This is a genomic window from Sphingomonas sp. PvP056 (genome assembly GCF_040549155.1).
Taxonomy (GTDB): domain Bacteria; phylum Pseudomonadota; class Alphaproteobacteria; order Sphingomonadales; family Sphingomonadaceae; genus Sphingomonas.
Map to the genome: position 1 here is coordinate 378,326 of NZ_JBEPST010000001.1, position 22,448 is coordinate 400,773.

Consider the following 22,448-nt stretch of genomic DNA (forward strand, 5'->3'; position numbering starts at 1 on the left):
CGCTCGGGTTGGGCAACACGCCGTAAGGGGAGAAAGCACGATGGCTTATTGGCTCGCGACCGAACGGACGGTGCAGGAGGCAGGAGTCATCTCGCGGTTCGATCCGCGGTTCTGGACGGTCAATTTCCCGCGCCCGATGATGGCGGCGGTGACGACGACCGCGCCCGATGGGCTGCGCGTCGATACGGTGTTCTACTCGCGTGGCGATCTCGCGGGGCTGATCTGGGAAGCGGAGGACACGCACGATCATCCGCTGTTGCGCTATGCGACCGCGCGCGATTTCCGGACCTGCCAGCTCGTCTTCCGGTGGCGGGCGGCGGGGGTGGTGGCGCTGGATGCGGTCAACGGCCCGGTGCTGACGATCGAGGGGCGCGACGCGAGTGGGGCGGCGCGCGCCTGGTATGTGCGGTTGTGGAATTATGCGGTGGGCACGCCCGCCGATGCGACGATCACGCTCGATTTCGGCGATCTCGACGGCGGGTTCGTGTTGCCGGGCGAGGCGGATCCGGTGTGGGCGGGGGATGTCGACCGGATGTTCGTATCGCTGGTGCCGCCTGGCTATGGCGCGGGGTCCGCCGTACCGCTGGCGGTGCCGGTCGAGGCTTGGGTCGAACTGAGCGCGATCGCCTGCGAGGGATCGGGTGCGGTGCTTGCGATCGGCGATGTCGTCGTTCCCGAACACGGCCTGTCGATCGCGAGCGGTTATGATGACAGCTATCATCTGACGCCCGCGCGGTTGCTCCGCAATGCTTTGCTGCTCGGCTATCGCGGGCAAATTACGCATTATGTCGGGATGAGCCATTACATGCGGCTCGAGGCCAATTCGGGGGGCTATTACGTCAGTCTGGCGGGGGGCGTGCTCAACATAGCCGCGGCGGCGTGGCACCGGGATTTCGCGGTGAAGGCGAAGGCGCTTGGCTATGACGTGATCTGGTCGCTCAGTTACGAACTGTTCGATGCCTATTGCTGGGGCGACTGGAAGCAACGCGCGTGGGACGGATCGCCCGCGCTGACCGGCTGGTCGCCGCCCTCGACGCTGCTGTCGCCTGCGCATGGCGGGGCGATGGCGTATCTGCGGAGCGTGGCGGGGGCGTTTATCGGGATTGCGCTGGCGGCGGGACTGGCGCCCAAGTTCCAGGTCGGCGAGCCGTGGTGGTGGGTGCTGCCCGATGGCCGCCCGTGCCTGTACGACGCGGCGGCGCGCGCGGCGTTCGGCGGCAATCCAGTGCAGATCGCGGATCTGGCGAGCGTGACGAGTGCGGCGGAGCGCGCGTTGCTCGATGCGGCGGGGGTGGTGCTGGCGGCGTCGACCGCGGCGCTGGTGGGGGCGGTGCGCGGGGTTGCACCGGGGACGCAGACGCATTTGCTGGTGTATCTGCCGACCGTGCTCGCCGGCACGACGCCCGAGGCGAAGCGCGCCAACGTGCCGCTCGGCTGGGCAAGCCCTGCGTTCGATGTGCTGCAACTCGAGGATTATGATTTCGTCGTCGCGGGTGATGTCGCGGCGACCGCGCGGGGGGTGGCGGCGATGCAGGCGCGGCTGGGCTATGCCGTCGCGCAGACGCACTATCTCTCGGGCTTTGTGCTGCGGCCCGACCAGACCGCGGATTGGCGCGACATCGAAGCCGCCGCCGAGGCTGCGCGTGGGCGCGGTGTGGCGGCGACGTTCGTCTGGGCGCTGCCGCAGGTGGTGCGCGACGGGTTCGTGCATTTCGATCAGGGGGAGGACGATATGGACGCGTTCGACGACGTGCTGTTTCCGATCGCGCTGGGCAAGGAGGCGGAGGTCAGCCCCGAATTCTCGACCGCGATCGTGACGAGCGGCGGCGGGCACGAGGCGCGCAACGCGAGCTGGGCGGAGGCGCGGACGCGTTACGATGTCGGGCCGGGGGTGCGATCCGAAGCGGATATCGCGGCGTTGCTTGGCTTCTTCCGCGCGCGGATGGGGCCGGCGCGCGGGTTCCGGTTGCGCGATCCGTTCGATGCCAGTTCGAATGGGGGCGTGCCGACGCCGTTCGACCAGCGGATCGGGACGGGCGACGGGATCACGGTGCGGTTCGCGCTGACCAAGGCGTATGGGGCGGCGCTGCGGCGGATCACGCGCCCGGTCGCGGGAAGCGTGCGGGTCGCGGTGGGGACGGGCGAGACGACCGCGTTCAGCGTCGTCGCGGGGGGCTGGATCGACCTCGACTCCGCGCCCGCAGCGGGGGTCGCGGTCAGCGTGGGGTTTCAGTTCGACGTGGCCGTACGCTTCGCCGAAGACCGGCTGAGCGTGACGCGCGCGACCTTTCTGGCGGGCACGGCGACGAGCGTCCCGCTGATCGAAGTGCGCGAGGATGCAGCGTGAGTTTCCTCGAAGGCACGCTCACGACGATCGCATTGTGCTGGCGGATCGAGCGGTGCGACGGGATCGCGCTGGGGCTGACCGATCACGATCGCGACTTGCTGATCGACGGTCTGATGCATTGCGCTGCGCCGGGGATGACGCCCTCGGCGATCCGGCGCAGCGATGGGCTGGATGCGGATACGATGGACATTACCGGCGCGCTGACGAGCGCGGCGATCACCGAGGCCGATCTGCTCGCGGGGCGGTGGGACGGCGCGCGGGTGACGCTGTTCGCGGTCGACTGGAGCGGGGCGGATCCGACTCGCGTGCCGCTCGGGATCGGGACGATCGGTGCGGTGGAAACGCAGCAACAGGGTTTCACCGCCGAACTGCGGGGGGCGAGTGCCGCGCTGGAGCGACCGGTCGTGGAGCTGACGTCGCCCGAATGTCGTGCCGAGCTTGGCGATGTGCGCTGCCGCGTGCCGCTTGCCGGACGACGGCGGATGCAGCGCGTGATCGGGGTCGACGGGCAGACCGTGACGCTCGACGCGGTCGAACCGAGCGGGGATGCGTATGGCGGCGGCCTGCTGCGCTGGATCGGCGGGGCGAACAGCGGCTTGCACGCCGCGATCGCCGCGTCCGACGGTGCGCACGTCACGTTGCGGAGCGATCCGGCGTTGCCGGTCGAGGCGGGTGATCTGGTCGAGCTGATCGAGGGGTGTGACAAGAGCCTGGCGACCTGCGCCGCGCGGTTCGGCAATGCGGCGAACTTTCGCGGCGAGCCGTATCTGCCCGGGATCGATCTTCTGACGCGCTATCCCGGCGCATGACGCCCAGGGATCGCGCCGTAGTTGCGGCGGCGCGGGGTGTAATCGGCGCGCGGTTCCGCGTGCAGGGGCGCGACCCGGCGTTCGGGCTGGACTGCGTGGGCGTCGTCGCGGTCTCGTTGCGGGGTGCGGGATATGCGGGGGCGATCCCCGGCGATTATGCGCTGCGCGGGGGATGCGTCACCGAGATCGTCGCGCGGTTCAATGCGGCGGGGCTTGAACGGGGCACGACCGCGATGCCCGGCGGCATCGCGCTTTTCGACGCCGGATGCCGGCAATGGCATTTGGCGGTGATCGTTCCGGGCGGGATCGTTCATGCCGATGCGATGCTCCGCCGCGTGGTCGAGCGACCGGGGCCGCCGCCGTGGACGCTGATCGGCTGCTGGCATCTTCAAGACGATCGGGGAGAGTGACCGATGGCGACGCTCGTTTTGACGGTCGTGGGGACGGTGATCGGGGGACCGATCGGCGGTGCGATCGGCGCTGCCGTGGGGAGCGTGATCGATCACACTGTGCTGTTCCCGCCCCAGGGGCGCAGCGGGCCGCGCTTGTCCGCCTTGCAGGTCCAGACGTCGAGCTATGGCACGCCGCTCCAGCAAATCTTCGGGACGATGCGGGTCGGCGGATGCGTGATCTGGTCGACCGAATTGATCGAAAGCGCGGCGACCAGCAGCAGCGGAAAGGGGCAAGCGAGCCTGACCGCGTACAGCTATTCGGTGTCGTTCGCGGTCGCCTTGTCGGCGCGGCCGATCCAGCGGGTGGGGCGGATCTGGGCGGACGGCAAGCTGTTGCGCGGGGCCGACGGCGTGTTCAAGAGCGCGACCGGGTTCCGGCTGTATCCGGGCGATGAGGATCAGGCGGCCGACCCGTTGCTGGCGGCGGCAGAGGGGGGCACGCTGACGCCTGCGCACCGCGGGCTGGCCTATGCGGTGTTCGAGCATCTGCAGCTTGCGGACTATGGCAATCGTATTCCGTCGCTGACGTTCGAGGTCGTGGCGGATGACGCGGCCGTGCCGATCGGGACGATCATCCGGGAACTGGCGGGGGGGCGGTGACCGGTTCCGTCGATGCGCCTGATCTCACCGGGTTCGCGGCTTACGGCGACAGCGTGCGCAGTGCGATCGAACCACTTACGCAGGCGAGTGGCGCTTGGTTTGCGCCAGCGCCTGGCCTGAACGATGCGCGTCTGGTGCTGAAGGGCGGGATCGTTCCCGAGCGCGCGATCGACGATGGCGACGTGACCGTCTCAGGATCGCAATCCGCGCGGGGTCGTAGCATTGCGGCGCTGGAGACGGTGGCGCGTGCCGTAACCGTGTCGCATTACGATCCGGCACGCGATTTCCAGATCGGGTTGCAGCGCGCGTGGCGGCCCGGACCGGGCACACGCGAGGATCGGCTCGAACTGGTCGCCGCGGTCGATGCCGGGGCCGCCAAGACGATCGCGGAACGGACGATCGCGCGCGGCGAAGCGGGGCGCGAACGGCGCAGCGTGACGCTGGGGTGGGACGGGCTCGCATTATCCCCCGGCGCGTGCGTCACGATCCGCGGGGTAGCGGGTGTGTGGCGCGTCGCGCGCTGGGGGTTCGAGCGGCACGTCGTGACGCTCGAGTGCGTCCGGCTGGCCGCAAGGACCGCCGCGGCGCGCGCGAGCCCGGGGCGGGTGCTGTCCGCACCGGACCTGGCGGCGGGGACTACGCTGCTCGCCGTGGTCGAGACATTGCCGTTCGACGACAGCCTGCTGACCGCGCCGCGCGTGACGATCGTCGCGGCGGGAACGCAGCCGGGCTGGCGGCGCGCGGCGCTGCTGTACAGCGTGGACGACGGCGTACGTTGGATCAGCGCCGGGACGACCGCTGCGGCGGGCGTGATCGGGCGGCTCGTGACGGTGCCGGGGACCGGCGGAGCGGCGTTGGTCGATCGCGCCGGGCGGTTCGTGGTCGAGCTCGCGCATGGTGACATGACGTTGGAGAGCGCAACCGACGCTGCCCTGGCAGCGGGGGCGAACCTCGCGCTGGCGGGGGATGAGATCGTGCAGTTCGGCACGGCGGAACAGATCGGCGCGACGCGGTGGCAGCTTGCGACGCTGTTGCGCGGACGTCGCGGGAGCGAACGCGTCATCGGTACGCAGGCCGTGGGGGATCGTTTCGCGCTGCTGACGCCGCAAAGCGCGATGACGCTCGATCTTCCGATGACCGCGATCGGCGGAACGGTGCGCATTCTTGCCACCGGGGTCGGCGATCTGACGGGGCCAGCCAGCGCCGTGCTGGCGGTGAACGGAGTTTCGGTCGTGCCGCTTGCGCCGGTTCTGTTGCAGTGCAGCGAAGTCGGTAACGGTAATGCCGTTCTGGCTTGGGTGCGCCGCAGCAGAAACGGGTGGCAGTGGCGCGATGGGATCGATGCGCCATTGGCGGAGGAACGCGAAGAATATCGGGTCACGTTCGGCGATGAAGCCGGCGCTTTGAGCGCGGTCACGGTGTCCCCGCGATGGACGTTGACCGCTGCAGACCGGGGGAGCGGCCGGATGATCGCGGTCCGGCAGGCAGGCACCAACGGCGAATCTCCACCGGCGCGACTGTGGGTTCCCGGATGGGCAGGATGAAGGAACGCGATCATGAGCAACGACACGACGCCACGGCTGGCCTTGCCGTTTCTGCAAGCGGGGCAGGGTCAGAAGGAACTCACCCACAACGAATCGCTCGCGCTGCTCGATATTGCAGTGCAACCGATCGTCGAGGCGGTTGGATTGAGCGTTCCACCGTCCGCCCCGCTCCCCGGACAATGCTGAATCGTCGGAGTCGCGCCGAGCGGCGCGTGGACGGGGCGGGGTGGGGCACTGGCGGGGTGGACCGCAGGCGGATGGCGTTTTCTTGCCGCCGCCGACGGCATGTCCGCGTGGAGTATCAACGACCTATGCGTCGCCCGTCATGTCGCAGGGCAATGGGAGGTGGGAACCGTGCGGGCGCGACGGCTTCTGATGGACGGCGTACAGGCGCTGGGCGTACCTCAAGCAGCGATCGCGGCACCGTCCGGCGGCACCGTTAGTGACCTTTCTGCACGCCAGACGATCTGCGAGATTATCGCCGTATTGCAGCATCATGGACTGATATTAAGCCCCGCATAACTGCCAATTGCTGTGGCATTTCAGCAACAGATCCTGGCATTTGTTCGCTTGCGCGGAAACCTTCCATTGGGTAGGGAGTTTGCGCTGTCCGAGTGACAACCAGAAGAAGGGGTTTTTTTATGCGGAAGCTAGCCGTTACCATGGCGCTTGCGACCACCGTTCTTGCCACACCAGCCCTCGCCCGCGACAAGTCGTGGTACGTCGGTGTCGACGGTGGTGGCATGATCGTCGAGGATATCAAGTTCAACATCGCAGGCGCTAACAACGCAGGCAACGTCGATCATCACTACGGCTACGACGTCGATGGTGTGATCGGTTACGATCTCGGCATGTTCCGCGTTGAAGCCGAAGTCGGCTACAAGTCGGCAGCAGTCGATGGCTACCGTTCGACGACCGCAACCACGGTTGGCGGCACGACGTTCGTTCCGGGCACCTACAACGGTGCAAACGGCCGTACCTCGGCACTCAGCTTCATGGTCAATGGCCTGCTCGACTTCGGTGACGATGACGGCATCCAGGGCTTCGTCGGCGGCGGTGTCGGTGCAGCTCGCGTCAAGGGTCGCTACGACATCTCGGGCAACACGCAGTTCCTGAACGACAGCGACACGACCTTCGCCTACCAGGGCATCGCCGGTGTTCGCGCGCCGATCAGCAACCACGTCGACGCGTCGCTGAAGTATCGCTTCTTCACCGCCGACAAGGTCCGCCTGATCGACGTTTCGGGTCGCCAGTTCGACAGCAAGTTCCGTACGCACAGCCTGCTCGCAGGTCTGACGTACAACTTCGGCGAGCCTGCAGCTCCCCCGCCGCCGCCGGAGCCAGCAGCTCCGCCGCCGCCGCCGGAACCCGCAGCTCCGCCGCCCCCGCCGGCACCGGTTTGCTCGCCTGGTCCGTTCATCGTGTTCTTCGAATGGGACAAGTCGGACGTTACGCCTGAGGCAGCCGGCATTCTCGACAACGCGATCGCCCAGTACCAGAACTGCGGTAGCGCACGTGTCATGCTCGCAGGTCACACCGACCGTTCGGGCGCGGCATCGTACAACGTCGGCCTGTCGCAGCGTCGCAATGACTCGGTTCAGGCTTACCTGTCCGCGCATTCGATCCCTGCTGGCGTGATCACCTCGGAAGCGTTCGGCGAGAGCCGCCCGCGCGTCGAGACCGCAGACGGTGTTCGCGAAGTGCAGAACCGTCGCGTGGAAGTCACGTACGGTCCGGGTTCGGGCAACTAAGCTCGAAGCCTTACGGCGAAAAGATCGAGGGGATCGGCTACGGCCGGTCCCCTTTTTCTTTGTCCTCGAAAGACGGGACGTTGCGCGGGCGGGACTATTTCGGTGCAGCGCGATATCGCCGCCGCTGGCAATTTGCCGTGCGGACGGCTAACGGGGCACATGTCGGGCGGGCATGCGTCAAATGGTTGCGATGTGGCGATTGAATGCCATTGCACGCGTACCATGCGCTCACCCGTCGCCATTGCTCGCGGCATTCAGGGGACACGCTATGCGGATTACGATGATTGGTTCGGGCTATGTCGGCCTGGTATCCGGAGCCTGTTTCTCGGACTTCGGCCATGACGTGATCTGCGTCGACAAGGATGCATCCAAGATCGAGGCGCTCGAAGCGGGGCGAATGCCGATCTTCGAGCCGGGCCTCGATACGCTGGTCGCGACCAATGTTGCCGCGGGTCGTCTCAAATTCACCACCGACCTGCACGCGGCGGTCCGCGGCGCGGATGCCGTGTTCATCGCTGTCGGAACGCCGTCACGCCGCGGCGATGGCCATGCCGATCTTACCTATGTGTTCGCCGCGACCCGCGAGATCGCTGAGGCGATCGACGGGCCTGTCGTGGTCGTGACCAAATCGACGGTTCCGGTCGGGACGGGTGACAAGGTCGAGGAGATCCTGCTTGAGCTGGCCGGTGATTTCCCGATCGCGGTCGTTTCCAACCCGGAATTCCTGCGCGAAGGCGCCGCGATCGGCGACTTCAAGCGGCCCGACCGGATCGTGATCGGCACCGAGGACGAGCGGGCCAAGGACGTGATGCGCGAGGTCTATCGCCCGCTGTATCTCAACGAGAGCCCGATCCTGTTCGTCGGGCGTCGCACGTCCGAGCTGATCAAATATGCGGCGAATGCGTTCCTCGCGACAAAGATCACCTTCATCAACGAGATCGCCGACCTGTGCGAAGCGGTGGGGGCGAACGTCCAGGACGTGTCGCGCGGGATCGGCCTCGACAAGCGGATCGGGTCCAAGTTCCTGCACGCAGGCCCGGGCTATGGCGGGTCGTGCTTCCCCAAGGATACGCTCGCACTGCTCAAGACCGCGGAGGATTACGAAACCCCGGTCCGGATCGTCGAGGCGGTCGTCCAGGTGAACGACAACCGCAAACGCGCGATGGGCCGCAAGGTCATCAAGGCGCTCGGCAACGAGGCCAAGGGCAAGACGGTCGCGATCCTCGGGCTGACCTTCAAGCCCAACACCGACGATATGCGCGACGCGCCCAGCCTCGCGATCATCCAGAGCCTGCTCGACGCAGGTGCGACCGTGCGGGCGCACGACCCCGAAGGCATGGACATCGCCAAGACGGTCCTTCCTGGCATCACCTATTGCGGCGATGCCTATGAAGCGGCGACCGGTGCCGACGCGATCGTGATCGTCACCGAGTGGGACATCTATCGCGCGCTCGATCTCAAGCGGCTTTCGACGATCATGACGTCCAAGGTCATGGTCGACCTGCGCAACGTCTATCCCTCGGCCGACGTCGAGCGCGCGGGCTTCGCCTACAGCGCGGTCGGGCGCTGACGCTCAGGCGGGGTCCGGCGTGGCGAGGGCAGCGCCCAGCCACGCCGGGACCAGCGCATCACCGAGGGCTTCGACCCGGCGCAATTCGACCATCAGCCCGAGCTCGGGATAGGTTGCGCGCGTCCGGTCGCCCGGTTCGGTGAGCGGCGCGACCACGAGGCGGCGGTTGACCTTTGCACGGTGGTGCATCCGGGCGGTGTTTTCCTGGCCAGTGTAACACCCCTTGGTGAAACTGACCCCGCTGAGTTCGCGCGCATTGGTTTCCAGCCACAGTGTCTGGTCGCTGCCGAGTTCGGCCTGGCCTTCGGTAACGCCGAACGACAGGCGATGTTCGAGCCATCCCGTGGCGGGCTCGGCAGGCGCACCGAGCCAGCGCCGTCCAAGCTCGGCAAGCCGCGGGTCGCTGACGCCCGTATCCCCGTCCGGTGACCAGTGAACGGCCCCGGGGGCGGGGTCGATCGTGATCGCGCGCCGCAGACGGTACATCGACAGCCGTCTCGCCAGCGCTTCGGCAACGGTCGCTTCGCAATCGATCAGGATCGCGTCGCCGTCCGCCCAAAGCAGAAAATCGAACAGCGCCTTGCCCTGCGGGGTCAGCAACCCGCCCCAGCGCGGTGCCGCCGCGTCGAGCGTGGCGACGTCCTGCGTGATCAGGCCCTGCAGGAAGCCGCGGGGATCATCGCCCGCGACGCGCAGCAGCGCACGATCGGCCAGCATGGTGCCGGACGAGATGCTGTCGGATCGTGCGGGAAGGGTGGTTTCGGTCATGCTGACGAGATAGGACGCCGTGAGGCTTTGCATAAGAGGCAGTTATGGCAGCGTACGATCTGATCCTGAAGAATGGCACGGTGCATTTGCCGAGCGGCCCGGCGGAAATCGACGTGGGCGTGGTGGCGGGGCGGATTGTCGCGCTCGGGTCGCTGCGCGGCGATGCGGGCGAGACGATCGATTGCACCGGGCTCGACGTTCTGCCGGGCGTGATCGACACGCAGGTCCATTTCCGCGAGCCCGGGCTGGTCCACAAAGAAGACCTGGAGAGCGGCGCACGCGCGGCGGTGCTGGGCGGGGTGACCGCGGTGTTCGAAATGCCCAACACCAAGCCCAATACCGATTCGGCGGACGCGATCGGCGACAAGCTCGCGCGCGCGCATCACCGGATGTGGTGCGACCATGCGTTCTACGTCGGCGCGACCAACCACAATGCCGCGGACCTGGCCGAACTCGAACGTCTGCCGGGGACCGCCGGCGTCAAGATCTTCATGGGCGCGTCGACCGGCGATCTGCTCGTGTCCGAGGATGCGCGGCTGGCGGAAGTGCTGGCGTCGGGACATCGCCGTGTCGCGATCCACGCCGAGGACGAAGCGCGGATGAACGCGCGCGCGGGTGAGCGGATCGCGGGCGATGCCGCGTCGCATCCGGTATGGCGCGACGACGAGAGCGCGCTGCTCGCGACGAAGCGGATCCTGGGGCTGGCGCGGGCGGCCCGGCGGCGGATCCATGTGCTGCACGTCACCACGCCGGCCGAGCTGGCACTGCTCGGGCAGAACAAGGACATCGCGAGCTGCGAAGTGACGCCGCAGCATCTGACGCTGGCGGGCGAGGAAGCCTATCCGCGGTTGGGGACGCTGGCGCAGATGAACCCGCCGATCCGGTCGGGCGAGCATCGCGACGGGTTGTGGAAGTGGTTGCAGCAGGGGGTCGTCGATATCCTCGGGTCGGACCACGCGCCGCATACGCTCGAGGAGAAATCCAAGCCCTATCCCGACAGCCCGAGCGGGATGCCCGGGGTGCAGACGTTGTTGCCGCTGATGCTCAACCATGTGGCGGAAGGGCGGACGACACTGCAACGCGTGATCGACCTGACGAGCGCGGGGCCGCAGCGGGTGTTCGGGATCGTCGGCAAGGGACGGATCGCGGTCGGATACGACGCGGATTTCTCGGTCGTCGATTTGAAGGCGCGCTGGACGATCGAGCAGGACTGGCTCGCGTCGCGGTGCGGATGGTCGCCGTTCACGGGAATGTCGGTGACGGGCCGCCCGGTGGGGACGATCGTGCGCGGCAACCGCGTGATGTGGGATGGCGCGCTTGCGAACGCTGCGATCGGCGAGCCGATCCGGTTCGAGGCGATCGACTTCGGCTGACCGCCAAAGAGCTGACCACCAAAGAATAGGGGGACCGGAAAACCGGTCCCCCCGTATCCGTCTTACTTCTTGCCGCGCAGCGTGTTGATGAGCGCGAGACCGATCGTGCCGACCAGTGCTGCAGTCGCCCACGGCTTCGCGCGCGCGAACTCGCGTGCCTGATTGATCAGCGGGCCCGGGCCCGTCGCAATCGCGTCCTGCGCTGCGCCGATCGCCTTGTTGACGCCGCCGGTAACCTGATCCGCAACGCCTTCACCCTGCAGCTTCGAGCTGCCGGTCAGATTGCCTGCTGCTTCCTTGAGCGAGCCGGTGACGTTCTGGGCTTCGCCCTTGAAGGTGTTCTCGTTCATCGTTGGTTCCTTTCATACACGGCCATGCCGACGAGGCATGGTTCGGGAGCGCAACGGTTGAAACGCGTGCTGGTGCCATCGAAAAACGACCGCTTTGCTACTTATCGGTAAATCGCTTCACTTTGACGGGGAGATCCTTTCCCTTGGTACGGCGCGAGGGAACCTGCACCGGATGCTTCTTTTTCCACTCGGCGAAGGTCATCGGGCCATCGGGGGTATCGATCAGGATCTCGTCGGTCGGTTCGGTCATGCGCGGGTCTCCCGGTTGGCAAAGGGCCAGTCGATGACGCGTCCGGCGAACAGCGCCCACCAGACGATCACCGGCTGAAACGCCAGACGCGGGATATGGTACCACAGGCTGAGCCCGCCGGTGCCGTGGGCGATGTAATCCACCGCATGTTTGACGTTGGCGGGATAGACGCACACCGCATAGGCGGCGAGCATCGCGCCCGCCCACCAGCGCAGCCGCGGCACATACAGGCCGATCGCGCCGGCGATCTCGCACAGCCCCGTCGCCATGATGACGAACGGGGCAAAGGGTACCCAGGCGGGGGTGATGCCGAGGAAGGGTGCTGGAACGAACACGTGGAGGATTCCCGCTGCCAGATAGGCAAGTGCGAGCAGCGCGCGCAGGATGTTCCGGATCATGCGGTCCGCGTCGTTGCTGCGGCGCGCTGCGTGATCAGAACGGGAACCACTTCGACGTCTTGCTGAACTTCATATAGCCGATGTTGACGCCCTGCCGCCAGCCGACCCCGAGCCGGATCGGGATCAGCACGGTATTGCCCCGGCGCAGATAGGTGGCGGCAAACCCGCCGACGAAATAGACGCGCCCTTCCGCCGCCGGGAAGCGGTGGAACAGCTCGGCCGAATCATACAGATTGTAGACCAGCACGAACACCTTGTTGGCATCGCCACCCAGATCGAAACCGACCGACGGTCCCGTCCAATACACCGGCTGCTCGCCCTCGACCTTGTGGAACATCGTGCCCTTGCCATAGCGCAGGCCTACGACAAACGCGCCCGAGGCCTCGCGCCCGGAGATATAGGCGTTGGGCTGTCCCTGTTCCTTGAGCGTGCGCTCCAGGATCCCGGCAAGCCCTGACGCGCCCTTGCCGAACGTGCCCTCGGCCGCGGCGAGCAGTTCGCCTTGCTGGAAGGTCTGGCTTTGCGCGGCGGACGCATCGGCACCCGCGCGAGCGCCATCCTGTGCCGCGACATCGGCCGGGTTCGGCTGCGGTGCGCCCGAGCCGTTTGTAGGCGGATCGGGGTAGCGCGGGGAGGACGGTGTGCCGGGCTGCTGCTGCGGATAGGCCGCCTGGGGGTAGGGCGGGGGTGCGCCGCTGTCCGACGGATAGGCATTTTGCGGCGTATCGATCGCCGTCGTCGTGGCCGGTGCCCGCGTACGCGCGGTGGTGCCGGTGGCGGTGCTGGACCGGGAAAGGTCCGAATCGATCGGCTGGTTGGGATCGATCGTCCGCACCTGTGCACCCAGCGGGACTGTCGCGAGCACAAGTGCCAGCATCGTCCCGACCTTCGGGACCGCAAACCAACCCACGCGCATCGTCATTCTCCCCAACAGCATCACCGACCGTAGCGCGCCATGACATGACGCGACAATGAACGCCACGACGGGCTGAGTCGATTTCACGTCGGATGTCGTGCAAACCGCCTGTTGATCCCTGCGAACAGCGCGGCTATAGAGCCACCTCGCCGTGACCTGGAGACGTGGGTGAGTGGCTGAAACCAACGCTTTGCTAAAGCGTCGTACGGGAAACCGTACCGAGAGTTCGAATCTCTCCGTCTCCGCCAGTCCGCGATTGCTCCGAAACCGACACCCTGACGCTTCGGCATTCCCACTGCGGGCGTGCTGAACCGATCGGATTGTGATCGCTCCCGTCGTCGGTACCAGGGAGCCGCGCGATCAGCGCCATTCGTCCCGAACGTGTGACCAGATGCGCGCCGCGCAGACCCAGATCCTCCCCCCGAAAGACCTACGTCAAACACCCCATTGGCCAGTTTTGCCCCGCCCCCATAGGTCGTCCTGATTGGGGTGATAAAAACCGAAGCCGGCATGCGCTTGGGAGGGGATCAGAATTTCTAGCATTTCTGAGGCCAAAAGGGGGAACGATGTCCGCTACGTTCAAGATCAAGGCACTATTGCTTACCGCGAGCACGCTTGGTGGCGTGTTCGGTGTTGTTCCTGCATTCGCCCAGACCGAAACGCCAGCGCCTGCCCCCGAACCCGTCGGCGACGACACCGATTCGATCATCGTCACCGGAACGCGGCGCGCGACGTCGCTGTCGGACGTGCCGATCAACATCATTGCGGTCGGCAGTGCGCAGCTTGATACCCAGCGGATCTACGACATTCGCGGGCTTGCCGATTTCACCCCCGGCGTGACGATCAACCAGACCGGGCCGCGCGCCACGGGCACGGTCGTGCTGCGCGGGCTTTCCGCCAACGACACCAGCGATTTCGGCAACAACCGCGACAATGCCGTCGCGATCTATCTCGGCGAAGTGCCGCTGTATCAGGATTTCAAGCTGCTCGATCTCGAGCGGGTCGAAGTGCTGCTCGGGCCGCAGGGGACGCTGTACGGCGCGGGGACGCTCGCCGGGGCGATCCGCTATATTCCGCGACGCCCCGATACCAATAATTTCAGCGTCGATGCGCACGTTCGCGGATCGACCGTCGCGCAGGGCAGCCAGTTCGGGTTCCAGGGCGACTTCACCGTCAACTTGCCGATCATTCGCGATCATGTCGCGCTGCGCAGTACCGCGGGCTATTATTACGAGCCCGGATTCATCGATTACCCGTTCCTGTTGCAGAATCCCGGCACCTCGCTGCCGCAGCCAAGCGGCGCGTTCGACGAGACGGTGACGCAGCAACAATATCAGGACAATTTCAAACGCGCGAAGGACGTCAATTTCGAGCGGACCTGGACGACGCGCAACACGCTGCTGCTCGAGGCGAACGAGAATCTCAAAGGCTATCTGACCTTCGGTTTCCAGCAGACCAAGACCAATGGCCGCCAGTCGAACGGTGCCTTCACCTTCAACACGGGCAAATATGAGGGGCCGTGGCGCTATCTCGAGCCGTCGGATCGGCGCGCCTATCTCTATGCGTTCGAGCTTCAGGCCAATCTCGGCCATATCGCGCAGCTCGTCTCCTCGACCGCGTACACGTTGCAGCGGACCAACGGTGTGTCGGACAACACCGATCTGCTGCTCGATCTGAACTACAGCTACGAGTCGTTCCCGGCGTTCTCGTCCTACGCCAACAACTCGACCCGCAATGAGCAGTTCACCCAGGAACTGCGGCTGGTGTCGACGCATGGCGGGCCGTTCAGCTGGACGCTGGGGGGGTTCTACAATCATTTGAAGAACGCCGGGGATCGCCAGGAATATACCCCGGGCTTCGCCAATTTCATCGATTCGCCGCGCGTCGACGATCTCGAATATATTTCCTTCTTCGACAATTCGAACAAGGAGAAGGCGGTCTTCGGTGAAGCGACGCTCAAGCTGACTCCGGCGTTCCAGGTCACCGGCGGCGTGCGCTATTACAAATATGACGCGACCGCGCGGGGCGGAACCGACTTGCCGCTGTTCGGCGGCGGGCTGACGCGGACGCCCTATCCGCTGATCCAGTTCGCGCCGTCGCGGATCGGTTCGGGCAAATCGAGTTCGGACGGCGTGGTGTACAAGGCCAACGCCTCGTACAAGTTCCGCCCGGGGCTGATGGTCTATGGCACTTACTCGACCGGCTACCGCATCGGGGGGCCGAACACGGTCGCGCCGTGCATCTTGCCGCTGCAACCCGGCCAGAATGTCTGCGCGCTCGCCAACGAGCAGTTCTACGGACCGGACAAGACGTACAATAAGGAAATCGGCGTCCGCGGGACCTTCTTCGACGGGCGGCTGGTGCTCAACCTCGACGCCTATCATATTGCATGGCGCGGGCTGCAGGTCGGTAGCCAGACGATCAACGGCGCGGTCGGAATCACCACCAACGCAGGGGCGGCAGTCTCGAAAGGCGTCGAGTTCAATGGTACTGCGAGCCTGAGCGATCGGCTCAAGCTGAGTGCGACCTATGCCTATACCGATGCGCATCTGACGCAGGACGCGCCCGGCCTGATCGTCGTCAACAACGACACGTTCGACGCGCTCAAGGGAGATCGCCTGCCCGGATCGCAGAAACATGCGGGGAGTGTCGCGGCGACCTATACGATCCCGCTGGCGAACGATGCGGACATCGCGCTCAACTGGGCGCTCACCTATCATGGCGACGTGTTCACCAAGACCGGCAACCGCGGGTTCGGCGAGGTCATCCCCGATTACGTGCTCAACCGGGCGTCGCTCACCTATCGCACCAAGCGGTATGATTTCAGCCTCTACGCGCTCAACATGTTCGACGTGTATGCAGTGAGCTCGGTCGGCAACGATTTCAGCAAGATCGGCGCGCTCAACCAGGATTACGGGATTTCACGGCGGTTCTACAGCTATTCGGTCGTCACGCCGCGGACGGTCGGGGTCGAGGCAAGGCTGCACCTGTAGCGCGCAAGCGACGTTGCGAGGCGTGTCGGCGACACGCCTCAGACGGCAATTCCGCCTTCGTCGAAGAAGCGCCGCACCGGCGCTAGCGCGGTTTCGTGCGCGCGCCAGCGTTCGACCGAATCGCGGTAGATCGGGCGGCGCACCTGCGCGGCGCTGGGGGTGGCGACCGCGGCGGTGTTGGTGTGGAAGGCGAGCGCGGAATCGGTCCAGTCGATCCCGCAATGCGCAAACAGGCGGCGGCTCTCGCCTTCCTGGTCCGCGACAAGATCCTCATAGCCGAGCTGCAGGATCCGCCCGGGCACCAGTGTTTCCCAGAACGCCATCAACCGGTCGAACCGCGCGAAATAGCGCGCGGTGTCGAGCAGGTCGTGGCTGTAGGCGTAATAGCTCGAGGTCGTCGCGAACAGGTTCTTGTAGTTGCTCCACACTGTGTCCATCGGATTGCGGCGCAGGCACACGATCCGCGCGCTCGGCAGCGCACGTGCGATGTGGCCGATGTAGAGGAAGTTCGCGGGCAGCTTGTCGATGAAGCGCCCGTCGCTGCGCCGGCGATGCTGCGCCGCATGCGCCATATAAGCGCGACCGACCGCATCGGGGGAGAGCGTGCCCGACGCGGCGATCGTCGCGGGATCGGTGATCAGCCGCGACCGCGTGCCGCCGAGTTGCTTGACGGCGAGTGGCATCGCCTGGAGTTCGCCCGCGCTGTGGATGTCCGGGTGGGACGACAGGATCCGGTCGACCAGCGTGGTGCCGGTCCGCGGCATGCCGGTGATGAAGATCGGCGCGTCCTTGACCGTGCTGGCGCCTGCGAAGAAGCCGGGTTTGCGGAAACTCGTCTCGATCGCGTCGAAGATCGCCGCATCGTTCGCGAAATCATACGCGATCCGCGTCTTGTGCGCGGCATTGGCGACGGACAGATGCCGGAAGGCGGGTTCCGCCGCGCCGATATCGTCATATTCCTTGGCCAGCGCATAGCGGATGCGCAGCGTGTCGTCGGCGGGCGGTCCACCTGCGAGCACCGCCTCCAATCGGTCGATATGGTTCGCCTCCGGGGTCGCCTTGGCAAGGCCGGACAGCGCATAATGCGCGCGCCCGTCGCGCGGAGCCTGGCGCAACAGGAGCTCATATTGCGCCGCCGCGTCGACTGCGCGCCCGAGAAACCCCAGCGCCAGCGCCAGATTGTAGCGATAGTCGAAACTGCCGCCGTCCAGCGCGACCGCGGGTTCGAAGCAGCGCAGCGCCGCGTGATGATCCCCCAACCGTGCATGGATGCAGCCGATCGTGTCATAGGTCAGCGCATCTTCCGGCCCCGCGGCGAGCGCCGCTTCTGCCGCTGCGCGCGCATCGCCATCGCGCCGCACGAGGATCAGCAACCGCGCCTGCTGCGCCAGATATTCCGCACGCGGCGCGGCGGCGATCGCCGCCTCCAGCCGCGCGATCCCCGCGCTCACGCGCCCTTGAACCGCATCCGCAAGCCCGAGCAGGAACGCCACTTCGGCCGGGTCCGCGATTCCTGCGGCAATCTGCCGCGCGCGGTCGGCATTTCCCGTGCCGATCGCCTGGCGCGCAGCGGCGCTTCTGGGGTCTTTCATACCGTCGTCCGATCTACCGGTCAGCTCGCCAGCGTCTTGACCGCCGCGGCGGCGGCGGAGGCGCGGTTCTCGATCCCCATCTTCTCGAACACCTGTTCGAGATGCTTGTTGACCGTGCGTGGGCTTATTCCGAGAATTTCGCTGATCTCGCGGTTCGCCTTGCCGCGGCTGATCCACAACAGCACCTCGGCCTCGCGGTCGGTCAGGCCGTGGCGCGTGGCGAGCAAGCGTTCCTCGGCACCGTCGAGCGTTTCGGCGAGACGGAACAGCCATTCGTCCGGTCCGCTGCGCGTGAGCAAGGTGAATTCGAGTTCGCCCCCCGGGATCGCGTGACGGAACGGGCGGAGGTCTTCGCTCTCCATCAGCCGTAACAGCGCCGCGACCACGACCGGCGGCAGCGCCTCGTCCTCGAGATGCGCCATCAGGATCGTGATCGTTCGCGGCGTCGACCACAGGATTCGGCCCGCCCCGTCCAGCGCGAGCAGCGAGCGCCCGCTTTGGTCGAGCGCGGCCTGGCTGCGCTGGGTGATCCGCGCATTGCCGAGATGGACCTGGATGCGGGCGAGCAGTTCCTCGACCACCACCGGTTTCTGGACATAATCGACCCCGCCCGCGGCCAGCCCGCGCAGCACGTCCTTGGTTTCGGTCAGCCCGGTCATGAAGATCACGGGCACGCCTGCGAGCCGTGGGTCGGCCTTGATCCGCTGCGTCGTGGCGAATCCGTCCATTCCGGGCATCATCGCATCCATCAGGATCAGATCCGGCACGACCAGTGCGAGCGTCTGCAGCGCGGCGGCCCCATCGCCCGCGACGAGCACGGTCATCCCCCCCGCCTCAAGCGTAGCTGTGACGAAGCTCAACGACTCGAGCGTATCGTCGACCACGAGGACGGTTGCACCCGTCTGGCAGGGGACCGGCTCAGCCAAGGGAGTTCAACAGCCCGAGATAGGATTTGAGATCGAACCGGCGGAGATGGTCGCGCAGTTGATCGACCACCACGGCGCTTTCGGGATGGTCGGATGCAAGCGAGTCGAGCGCAACCTCGCTGTCGCGGACATGCCCGATCTGCCCGAGATAGCGCAACCGCGCGATGGTCACACTGGCGGCGCTGAGGTCGGGCACTGCGATGGGGGCAGGGGGCGGCGCGAGGCCGGATGGCTCACCCGATTGCCAGTCGATCCCGAGTTGTGCGGCGATTGCGTCGAGCAGCGCTTCCAGCTCGACCGGCTTGAGGATAAACCCGTCATGCGCCGCCGCCCCGTCGCCACCGGCGGCGAATTCGTGTGCGTTGGCCGACACCAGCAGAATCTTGAGCCGGCCCACGGCCGCAAGCGGTATCCCGCCATCCTCGATCGCGCGGAGCCGACGTGCGACGTCCCACCCGCTCAGGTCGCGCATCTGGATATCGAGCAAGACCAGATCGGGCTGACAGCGCAGCGCGAGATCGATCCCCTCGGCACCGCCCGACGCGGCATAGACGCTGAAACCGAGCGGCCGAAGCAAGCCTTGCAGCACCGCCAACTGGGCGGGGTCGTCGTCGATCGCGAGGATCGTGCGGGGGGCACCGCTATAGCCCGTGATCGACCGCCGCCGCGCGGTCGCCACCGAGACGTCGCGCGCCTCGCTGAGCATCACGCGCAACCGGAACCGGCTTCCGACGTCGGCGGTGCTCGTTACCGATACGTCGCCCCCCATCAACTGCGCGAGCACGCGCGTGATGGCGAGGCCGAGCCCGGTTCCGGGCTGCCCGTGCGCAACGTCCGAACTGCCACGGTCGAACGGTTCGAAAATGCGCTCGAGGTCGGCGGGCGGAATGCCGATCCCGGTATCCGCGATCTCGAACGTCGCGATCATGCCGCTATAGCGGACCGACAAGGTGATCGTCCCCACAGGCGTATATTTGATCGCGTTGGACAGCAGGTTGACGAGGATCTGGCGCAGCCGCTTCTCGTCGGCGCGGACGTAAGCGGGGAGATTGCGGGGTGCCGCATAATCGAGCCGCAGTGCCTTGGCTTCCGCCTGCACGCGGAACATCGCGACGATCGCGTCGAGGAATTCGGGAAGCGGCACGACATCGCGGGCAAGCGTCATCACCCCGCTTTCGATCCGCGAGATATCGAGCAGCCCGTCGACGATGTTGGTCAGATGTTCGGCCGAGCGCCGGATGACGCGGGCCGCCTCGGCGGGATCGATCGCACCGGCTCGTTCGAGCAACTGGCCGTAGCCGTAGATGGCATTGAGCGGTGCGCGGATTTCGTGGCTGACCCCGACTAGATAGCGCGTCTTGGCGAGGTTCGCGGCTTCGGCGGCGTCCCTAGCTTTTTGCAACGCGGCCTCCGTGTCGTGGAGACGGGCGACTTCGCCAGTCAGGTGCCGGATCTGCGCGTCGCGATGGTCCGCGTCGCGCCGCTGCGTCCGCACGCGGACGAACAGCATGGCGGTCAGCCCCGTCAGCACGACGATCGCGACAAGCGCGATCGTCCACCAGGAGATGCCCGAGACGGTCAAGCGCATCGCTCGCTGAACATAGCAGATCCGGGCGATGGGATCATGGCGCGGGTTTCGCGGGGCGCGGATAGACGATGAAATCGCCTTGGCTGGCGATCGCCGGGGATTTCGCCATGCCGTGGACCGCCGCTTGCAACCGCGTGATGGCGGATGCCGGGAGTTCCAGCGGATGTTCGTCGGGATGCGTGGCGGCTTCCATCGGATAGTCCTTGCCCGCGACATTGGTCATTTCGATGTGCGTCCCCAGCAGCATCGCGACCGGATGGGTGCGGGCGAAGGCGACGACGCGGTCGGCGCTTGCCACGAAAGTCGGGAATTGGTCGACGGGTACATACAGCCTGCCCGCATATAGCATGTCGCCCGAGAAAAGCAGACGGGTGCGCGGGTCGTACACCATTATGTGGGCGGGCTCGTGTCCCGGCGTGGGAAGGATCGACAGCGCGCGTCCGCCGAGGTCGAAGGTCGCGATATCGTCCGGCCAATGCGCCACGCCGAAGAAGCTGGCGACGGCTTCGGGTTTTAGACCGACGACGACGGTGTAGGGCCGGCCAACGAACTCGCCGTCCCCCTGATGATGGTCGCCGTGGCCGTGCGAATGCGCGACGACCAACGGGATCGACGTTCGCTTATGATCGGCAAGCCAGCGCGCGATCACCGCATCCACCGTCGGCCGAATCGCCAGACCGCCCGCGCCCGTGTCGAGCAGCAGTGCGCGGTCGCGACCGAACAGCAGATACAGGAACGGTGCCTCGAAATTGGTGTGGACCGACTGGCGGATGACGAACGTGTCCGCATCGTACCGCTGGACCTGCATCTTGGGTTCGGACTGCGTCGTGCCGTCGATCCAGTGCGCGAACCGGTGCGCGTTCGACGCCGCGGGAGCAGAGGCGAGCGCGATCGTGGCAGCGAGCATCGGCGCGGCGAGCAGGGCAGTGATGCGATAACCAACCGGCATGCTTCGATCTCCTGCCCCTGTGTCGCGCCCCCGTGTCGACCCTCTGTGTCGACGAGATGCACGAAAGGGATGGCGCTCCGTGTGCGACATAACTATGGTTTATTACGGATCGGATCAAACGTAATATTGCCGGCAGCAAAGATAGGCCGGGTGTTTTGCGCTAACCTACTGTGGAGACTTGATAATGCCTCACTGGTTCCACAAAGCACGAATCGCTGCCCTGGTCGGGTTGTCGGTGTTGGTGACGTCGTGCGGGCAGCAGGCCGCCGCGCCCAGGGCGCGCACCGAGTTCACCATCGGCTGGTCGATCTATGCCGGATGGATGCCCTGGCCCTATGCGCAGCGCGCCGGGATCGTGAAGAAATGGGCCGACAAATACGGCCTCAAGATCAACATCGTGCAGGTCAACGACTATGTCGAATCGGTGAACCAATATACCGCGGGCAAGCTCGACGGCGTGACCGTGACCAACATGGACGCGCTCACCATCCCCGCCGCGGGCGGCAAGGACACCAGCGCGGTCATCATCGGCGATTATTCGAACGGCAATGACGGCATCGTGCTGAAGAATGCGAAGTCGATCGCGGACATCAAGGGGCGCAGCGTCAATCTGGTCGAGCTGTCGGTCTCGCATTATCTGCTCGCGCGTGCGCTGAGCACCGCCAATCTCGCGCTGACCGACGTGAAGACCGTCAACACGACCGATGCCGACATCGTCGGCGCATTCGCGTCGCAGGGCGTCACCGCCGCGGTCGCGTGGAACCCGCAGCTCAACGAGATGAAGGGCGCGCCCGGTGCGACGCTCGCGTTCGATTCGTCGAAGATCCCGGGCGAGATCCTCGATCTGCTCGTCGTCGACAAGGCGACGCTCGCCGCCAACCCCAATCTCGGCAAGGCGCTCGTCGGGATCTGGTACGAGACGATCGCGCTGATGCAGCGGCAGGACGCGCAGGGCAAGGCGGCGCGCGCGGCGATGGCGAAGCTCGCCGGATCGACGCCCGCCTCCTTCGATGCGCAGCTTTCGACCACGCATCTGTATGCAACGCCGGGCGAGGGCGTTGCGGCGGCAACCGCGCCGGATCTGATCACGACGATGACGCGGGTGCGCGACTTCAGTTTTTCCAAGGGGTTGTTCGGCCCGGGCGCGACATCCAAGGATGCGGTCGGGATCGCGTTTCCCGCAGGGAAAACGCTCGGTGATCCGGCCCGCGTGACGCTGCGGTTCGATCCGACGTTCATGAAGCTCGCCGCCGACGGCAAGCTGTAAGGGCG

General features: G+C 66.2%; 21 protein-coding genes and 1 tRNA gene. 13 read left to right on the forward strand and 9 right to left on the reverse strand.

Annotation, left to right across the window (positions count from 1 at the left end; translation table 11 throughout):
• The first annotated feature begins 40 nt into the window (after nt 1-40).
• The 9 genes from ABIC17_RS01940 (at nt 41) to ABIC17_RS01980 (ending at nt 9,073) form a co-directional block, all read left to right on the forward strand.
• Nucleotides 41-2,347 (forward strand): DUF2460 domain-containing protein, encoded by a 2,307-nt coding sequence (locus ABIC17_RS01940; RefSeq protein WP_354278965.1) that lies wholly within the window; start codon nt 41-43, stop codon nt 2,345-2,347.
• On the forward strand, nt 2,344-3,156 hold the full coding sequence (locus ABIC17_RS01945; protein WP_354278966.1) for a phage/gene transfer agent baseplate hub protein: 813 nt from the start codon (nt 2,344-2,346) through the stop codon (nt 3,154-3,156). The genes ABIC17_RS01940 and ABIC17_RS01945 overlap by 4 nt, the downstream gene beginning before the upstream one ends.
• A complete protein-coding gene (locus tag ABIC17_RS01950) occupies nt 3,153-3,566 on the forward strand; it encodes a peptidoglycan endopeptidase (protein ID WP_354278967.1) in 414 nt (137 codons plus the stop codon). The genes ABIC17_RS01945 and ABIC17_RS01950 overlap by 4 nt, the downstream gene beginning before the upstream one ends.
• 3 nt (nt 3,567-3,569) lie before the next feature.
• Nucleotides 3,570-4,208, forward strand: a complete 639-nt coding sequence (locus tag ABIC17_RS01955; protein WP_354278968.1) for a hypothetical protein — start codon at nt 3,570-3,572, stop codon at nt 4,206-4,208.
• Entirely contained in the window at nt 4,205-5,752 is a 1,548-nt protein-coding gene (locus ABIC17_RS01960; protein WP_354278969.1) for a phage tail protein, read from the forward strand. Before ABIC17_RS01955 ends, ABIC17_RS01960 begins: the two co-directional genes overlap by 4 nt.
• A 12-nt stretch (nt 5,753-5,764) precedes the next feature.
• Nucleotides 5,765-5,938 (forward strand): hypothetical protein, encoded by a 174-nt coding sequence (locus ABIC17_RS01965; protein ID WP_354278970.1) that lies wholly within the window; start codon nt 5,765-5,767, stop codon nt 5,936-5,938.
• Nucleotides 5,939-6,274, forward strand: coding sequence for a DUF2793 domain-containing protein (locus ABIC17_RS01970; protein ID WP_354279439.1), 336 nt, complete (start codon nt 5,939-5,941; stop codon nt 6,272-6,274).
• A 119-nt stretch (nt 6,275-6,393) separates the two neighbouring features.
• Nucleotides 6,394-7,503 carry an OmpA family protein gene (locus tag ABIC17_RS01975; RefSeq protein WP_354278971.1) on the forward strand — a complete coding sequence of 370 codons (1,110 nt, stop codon included), beginning with the start codon at nt 6,394-6,396 and terminating at the stop codon, nt 7,501-7,503.
• 268 nt (nt 7,504-7,771) lie between these two features.
• Nucleotides 7,772-9,073 carry a UDP-glucose dehydrogenase family protein gene (locus tag ABIC17_RS01980; protein WP_354278972.1) on the forward strand — a complete coding sequence of 434 codons (1,302 nt, stop codon included), beginning with the start codon at nt 7,772-7,774 and terminating at the stop codon, nt 9,071-9,073.
• A 3-nt stretch (nt 9,074-9,076) separates the two neighbouring features.
• On the opposite strand, the gene ygfZ is transcribed toward ABIC17_RS01980, so the two are convergent.
• Nucleotides 9,077-9,874, reverse strand: coding sequence for a CAF17-like 4Fe-4S cluster assembly/insertion protein YgfZ (ygfZ, locus tag ABIC17_RS01985; protein ID WP_502958389.1), 798 nt, complete (start codon nt 9,872-9,874; stop codon nt 9,077-9,079).
• Between the two features lie 11 nt (nt 9,875-9,885).
• Here ygfZ and ABIC17_RS01990 point away from each other — a divergent pair, with 11 nt between their 5' ends.
• Nucleotides 9,886-11,214, forward strand: a complete 1,329-nt coding sequence (locus ABIC17_RS01990) for a dihydroorotase (protein ID WP_354278973.1) — start codon at nt 9,886-9,888, stop codon at nt 11,212-11,214.
• Nucleotides 11,215-11,276: 62 nt separating this feature from the next.
• On the opposite strand, the gene ABIC17_RS01995 is transcribed toward ABIC17_RS01990, so the two are convergent.
• The 4 genes from ABIC17_RS01995 to ABIC17_RS02010 form a co-directional block, all read right to left on the reverse strand.
• Complete coding sequence (locus tag ABIC17_RS01995) at nt 11,277-11,564, reverse strand: CsbD family protein (protein WP_354278974.1); 288 nt, start codon at nt 11,562-11,564, stop codon at nt 11,277-11,279.
• Nucleotides 11,565-11,661: 97 nt separating this feature from the next.
• Nucleotides 11,662-11,814, reverse strand: coding sequence for a hypothetical protein (locus ABIC17_RS02000; RefSeq protein WP_170318329.1), 153 nt, complete (start codon nt 11,812-11,814; stop codon nt 11,662-11,664).
• The gene (locus tag ABIC17_RS02005; RefSeq protein ID WP_354278975.1) at nt 11,811-12,212 is read right to left on the reverse strand and encodes a DoxX family protein; all 402 of its coding nucleotides are present in this window, start codon (nt 12,210-12,212) and stop codon (nt 11,811-11,813) included. Before ABIC17_RS02005 ends, ABIC17_RS02000 begins: the two co-directional genes overlap by 4 nt.
• A 34-nt stretch (nt 12,213-12,246) precedes the next feature.
• A complete protein-coding gene (locus ABIC17_RS02010) occupies nt 12,247-13,134 on the reverse strand; it encodes a DUF1134 domain-containing protein (RefSeq protein ID WP_354279443.1) in 888 nt (295 codons plus the stop codon).
• 152 nt (nt 13,135-13,286) lie between these two features.
• Between ABIC17_RS02010 and ABIC17_RS02015 the strand changes: the two genes are divergently transcribed.
• Nucleotides 13,287-13,376, forward strand: a tRNA-Ser gene (locus ABIC17_RS02015).
• 318 nt (nt 13,377-13,694) lie between these two features.
• Entirely contained in the window at nt 13,695-16,121 is a 2,427-nt protein-coding gene (locus ABIC17_RS02020) for a TonB-dependent receptor (RefSeq protein WP_354278976.1), read from the forward strand.
• Nucleotides 16,122-16,159: 38 nt separating this feature from the next.
• Here the strand turns inward: ABIC17_RS02020 and ABIC17_RS02025 are convergent, their stop codons facing one another.
• From ABIC17_RS02025 to ABIC17_RS02040, 4 genes are read right to left on the reverse strand one after another with little or no spacing between them, the layout of a single operon-like run.
• Complete coding sequence (locus ABIC17_RS02025) at nt 16,160-17,713, reverse strand: tetratricopeptide repeat-containing sulfotransferase family protein (protein WP_354278977.1); 1,554 nt, start codon at nt 17,711-17,713, stop codon at nt 16,160-16,162.
• A 20-nt stretch (nt 17,714-17,733) separates the two neighbouring features.
• Nucleotides 17,734-18,639: a response regulator transcription factor gene (locus ABIC17_RS02030; RefSeq protein WP_354278978.1), complete on the reverse strand. Its 906-nt coding sequence runs from the start codon at nt 18,637-18,639 to the stop codon at nt 17,734-17,736.
• On the reverse strand, nt 18,632-20,227 hold the full coding sequence (locus ABIC17_RS02035) for a hybrid sensor histidine kinase/response regulator (protein ID WP_354278979.1): 1,596 nt from the start codon (nt 20,225-20,227) through the stop codon (nt 18,632-18,634). Before ABIC17_RS02035 ends, ABIC17_RS02030 begins: the two co-directional genes overlap by 8 nt.
• A 34-nt stretch (nt 20,228-20,261) precedes the next feature.
• Entirely contained in the window at nt 20,262-21,176 is a 915-nt protein-coding gene (locus ABIC17_RS02040) for an MBL fold metallo-hydrolase (protein WP_354278980.1), read from the reverse strand.
• A 184-nt stretch (nt 21,177-21,360) separates the two neighbouring features.
• Between ABIC17_RS02040 and ABIC17_RS02045 the strand changes: the two genes are divergently transcribed.
• Nucleotides 21,361-22,443 carry a putative urea ABC transporter substrate-binding protein gene (locus tag ABIC17_RS02045; RefSeq protein ID WP_354278981.1) on the forward strand — a complete coding sequence of 361 codons (1,083 nt, stop codon included), beginning with the start codon at nt 21,361-21,363 and terminating at the stop codon, nt 22,441-22,443.
• The last annotated feature ends 5 nt before the right edge of the window (nt 22,444-22,448 follow it).

What these genes read in the sequence shown, in the direction of transcription:
- ABIC17_RS01940 (WP_354278965.1), top strand. Translation starts at nt 41, where the DNA reads ATGGCTTATTGGCTCGCGACCGAACGGACGGTGCAGGAGGCAGGAGTC.
- ABIC17_RS01950 (WP_354278967.1), top strand. Translation starts at nt 3,153, where the DNA reads ATGACGCCCAGGGATCGCGCCGTAGTTGCGGCGGCGCGGGGTGTAATC.
- ABIC17_RS01955 (WP_354278968.1), top strand. Translation starts at nt 3,570, where the DNA reads ATGGCGACGCTCGTTTTGACGGTCGTGGGGACGGTGATCGGGGGACCG.
- ABIC17_RS01965 (WP_354278970.1), top strand. Translation starts at nt 5,765, where the DNA reads ATGAGCAACGACACGACGCCACGGCTGGCCTTGCCGTTTCTGCAAGCG.
- ABIC17_RS01975 (WP_354278971.1), top strand. Translation starts at nt 6,394, where the DNA reads ATGCGGAAGCTAGCCGTTACCATGGCGCTTGCGACCACCGTTCTTGCC.
- ABIC17_RS01980 (WP_354278972.1), top strand. Translation starts at nt 7,772, where the DNA reads ATGCGGATTACGATGATTGGTTCGGGCTATGTCGGCCTGGTATCCGGA.
- ygfZ (WP_502958389.1), bottom strand. Translation starts at nt 9,874, where the DNA reads ATGCAAAGCCTCACGGCGTCCTATCTCGTCAGCATGACCGAAACCACC.
- ABIC17_RS01990 (WP_354278973.1), top strand. Translation starts at nt 9,886, where the DNA reads ATGGCAGCGTACGATCTGATCCTGAAGAATGGCACGGTGCATTTGCCG.
- ABIC17_RS01995 (WP_354278974.1), bottom strand. Translation starts at nt 11,564, where the DNA reads ATGAACGAGAACACCTTCAAGGGCGAAGCCCAGAACGTCACCGGCTCG.
- ABIC17_RS02000 (WP_170318329.1), bottom strand. Translation starts at nt 11,814, where the DNA reads ATGACCGAACCGACCGACGAGATCCTGATCGATACCCCCGATGGCCCG.
- ABIC17_RS02005 (WP_354278975.1), bottom strand. Translation starts at nt 12,212, where the DNA reads ATGATCCGGAACATCCTGCGCGCGCTGCTCGCACTTGCCTATCTGGCA.
- ABIC17_RS02010 (WP_354279443.1), bottom strand. Translation starts at nt 13,134, where the DNA reads ATGACGATGCGCGTGGGTTGGTTTGCGGTCCCGAAGGTCGGGACGATG.
- ABIC17_RS02020 (WP_354278976.1), top strand. Translation starts at nt 13,695, where the DNA reads ATGTCCGCTACGTTCAAGATCAAGGCACTATTGCTTACCGCGAGCACG.
- ABIC17_RS02025 (WP_354278977.1), bottom strand. Translation starts at nt 17,713, where the DNA reads ATGAAAGACCCCAGAAGCGCCGCTGCGCGCCAGGCGATCGGCACGGGA.
- ABIC17_RS02035 (WP_354278979.1), bottom strand. Translation starts at nt 20,227, where the DNA reads ATGCGCTTGACCGTCTCGGGCATCTCCTGGTGGACGATCGCGCTTGTC.
- ABIC17_RS02040 (WP_354278980.1), bottom strand. Translation starts at nt 21,176, where the DNA reads ATGCCGGTTGGTTATCGCATCACTGCCCTGCTCGCCGCGCCGATGCTC.
- ABIC17_RS02045 (WP_354278981.1), top strand. Translation starts at nt 21,361, where the DNA reads ATGCCTCACTGGTTCCACAAAGCACGAATCGCTGCCCTGGTCGGGTTG.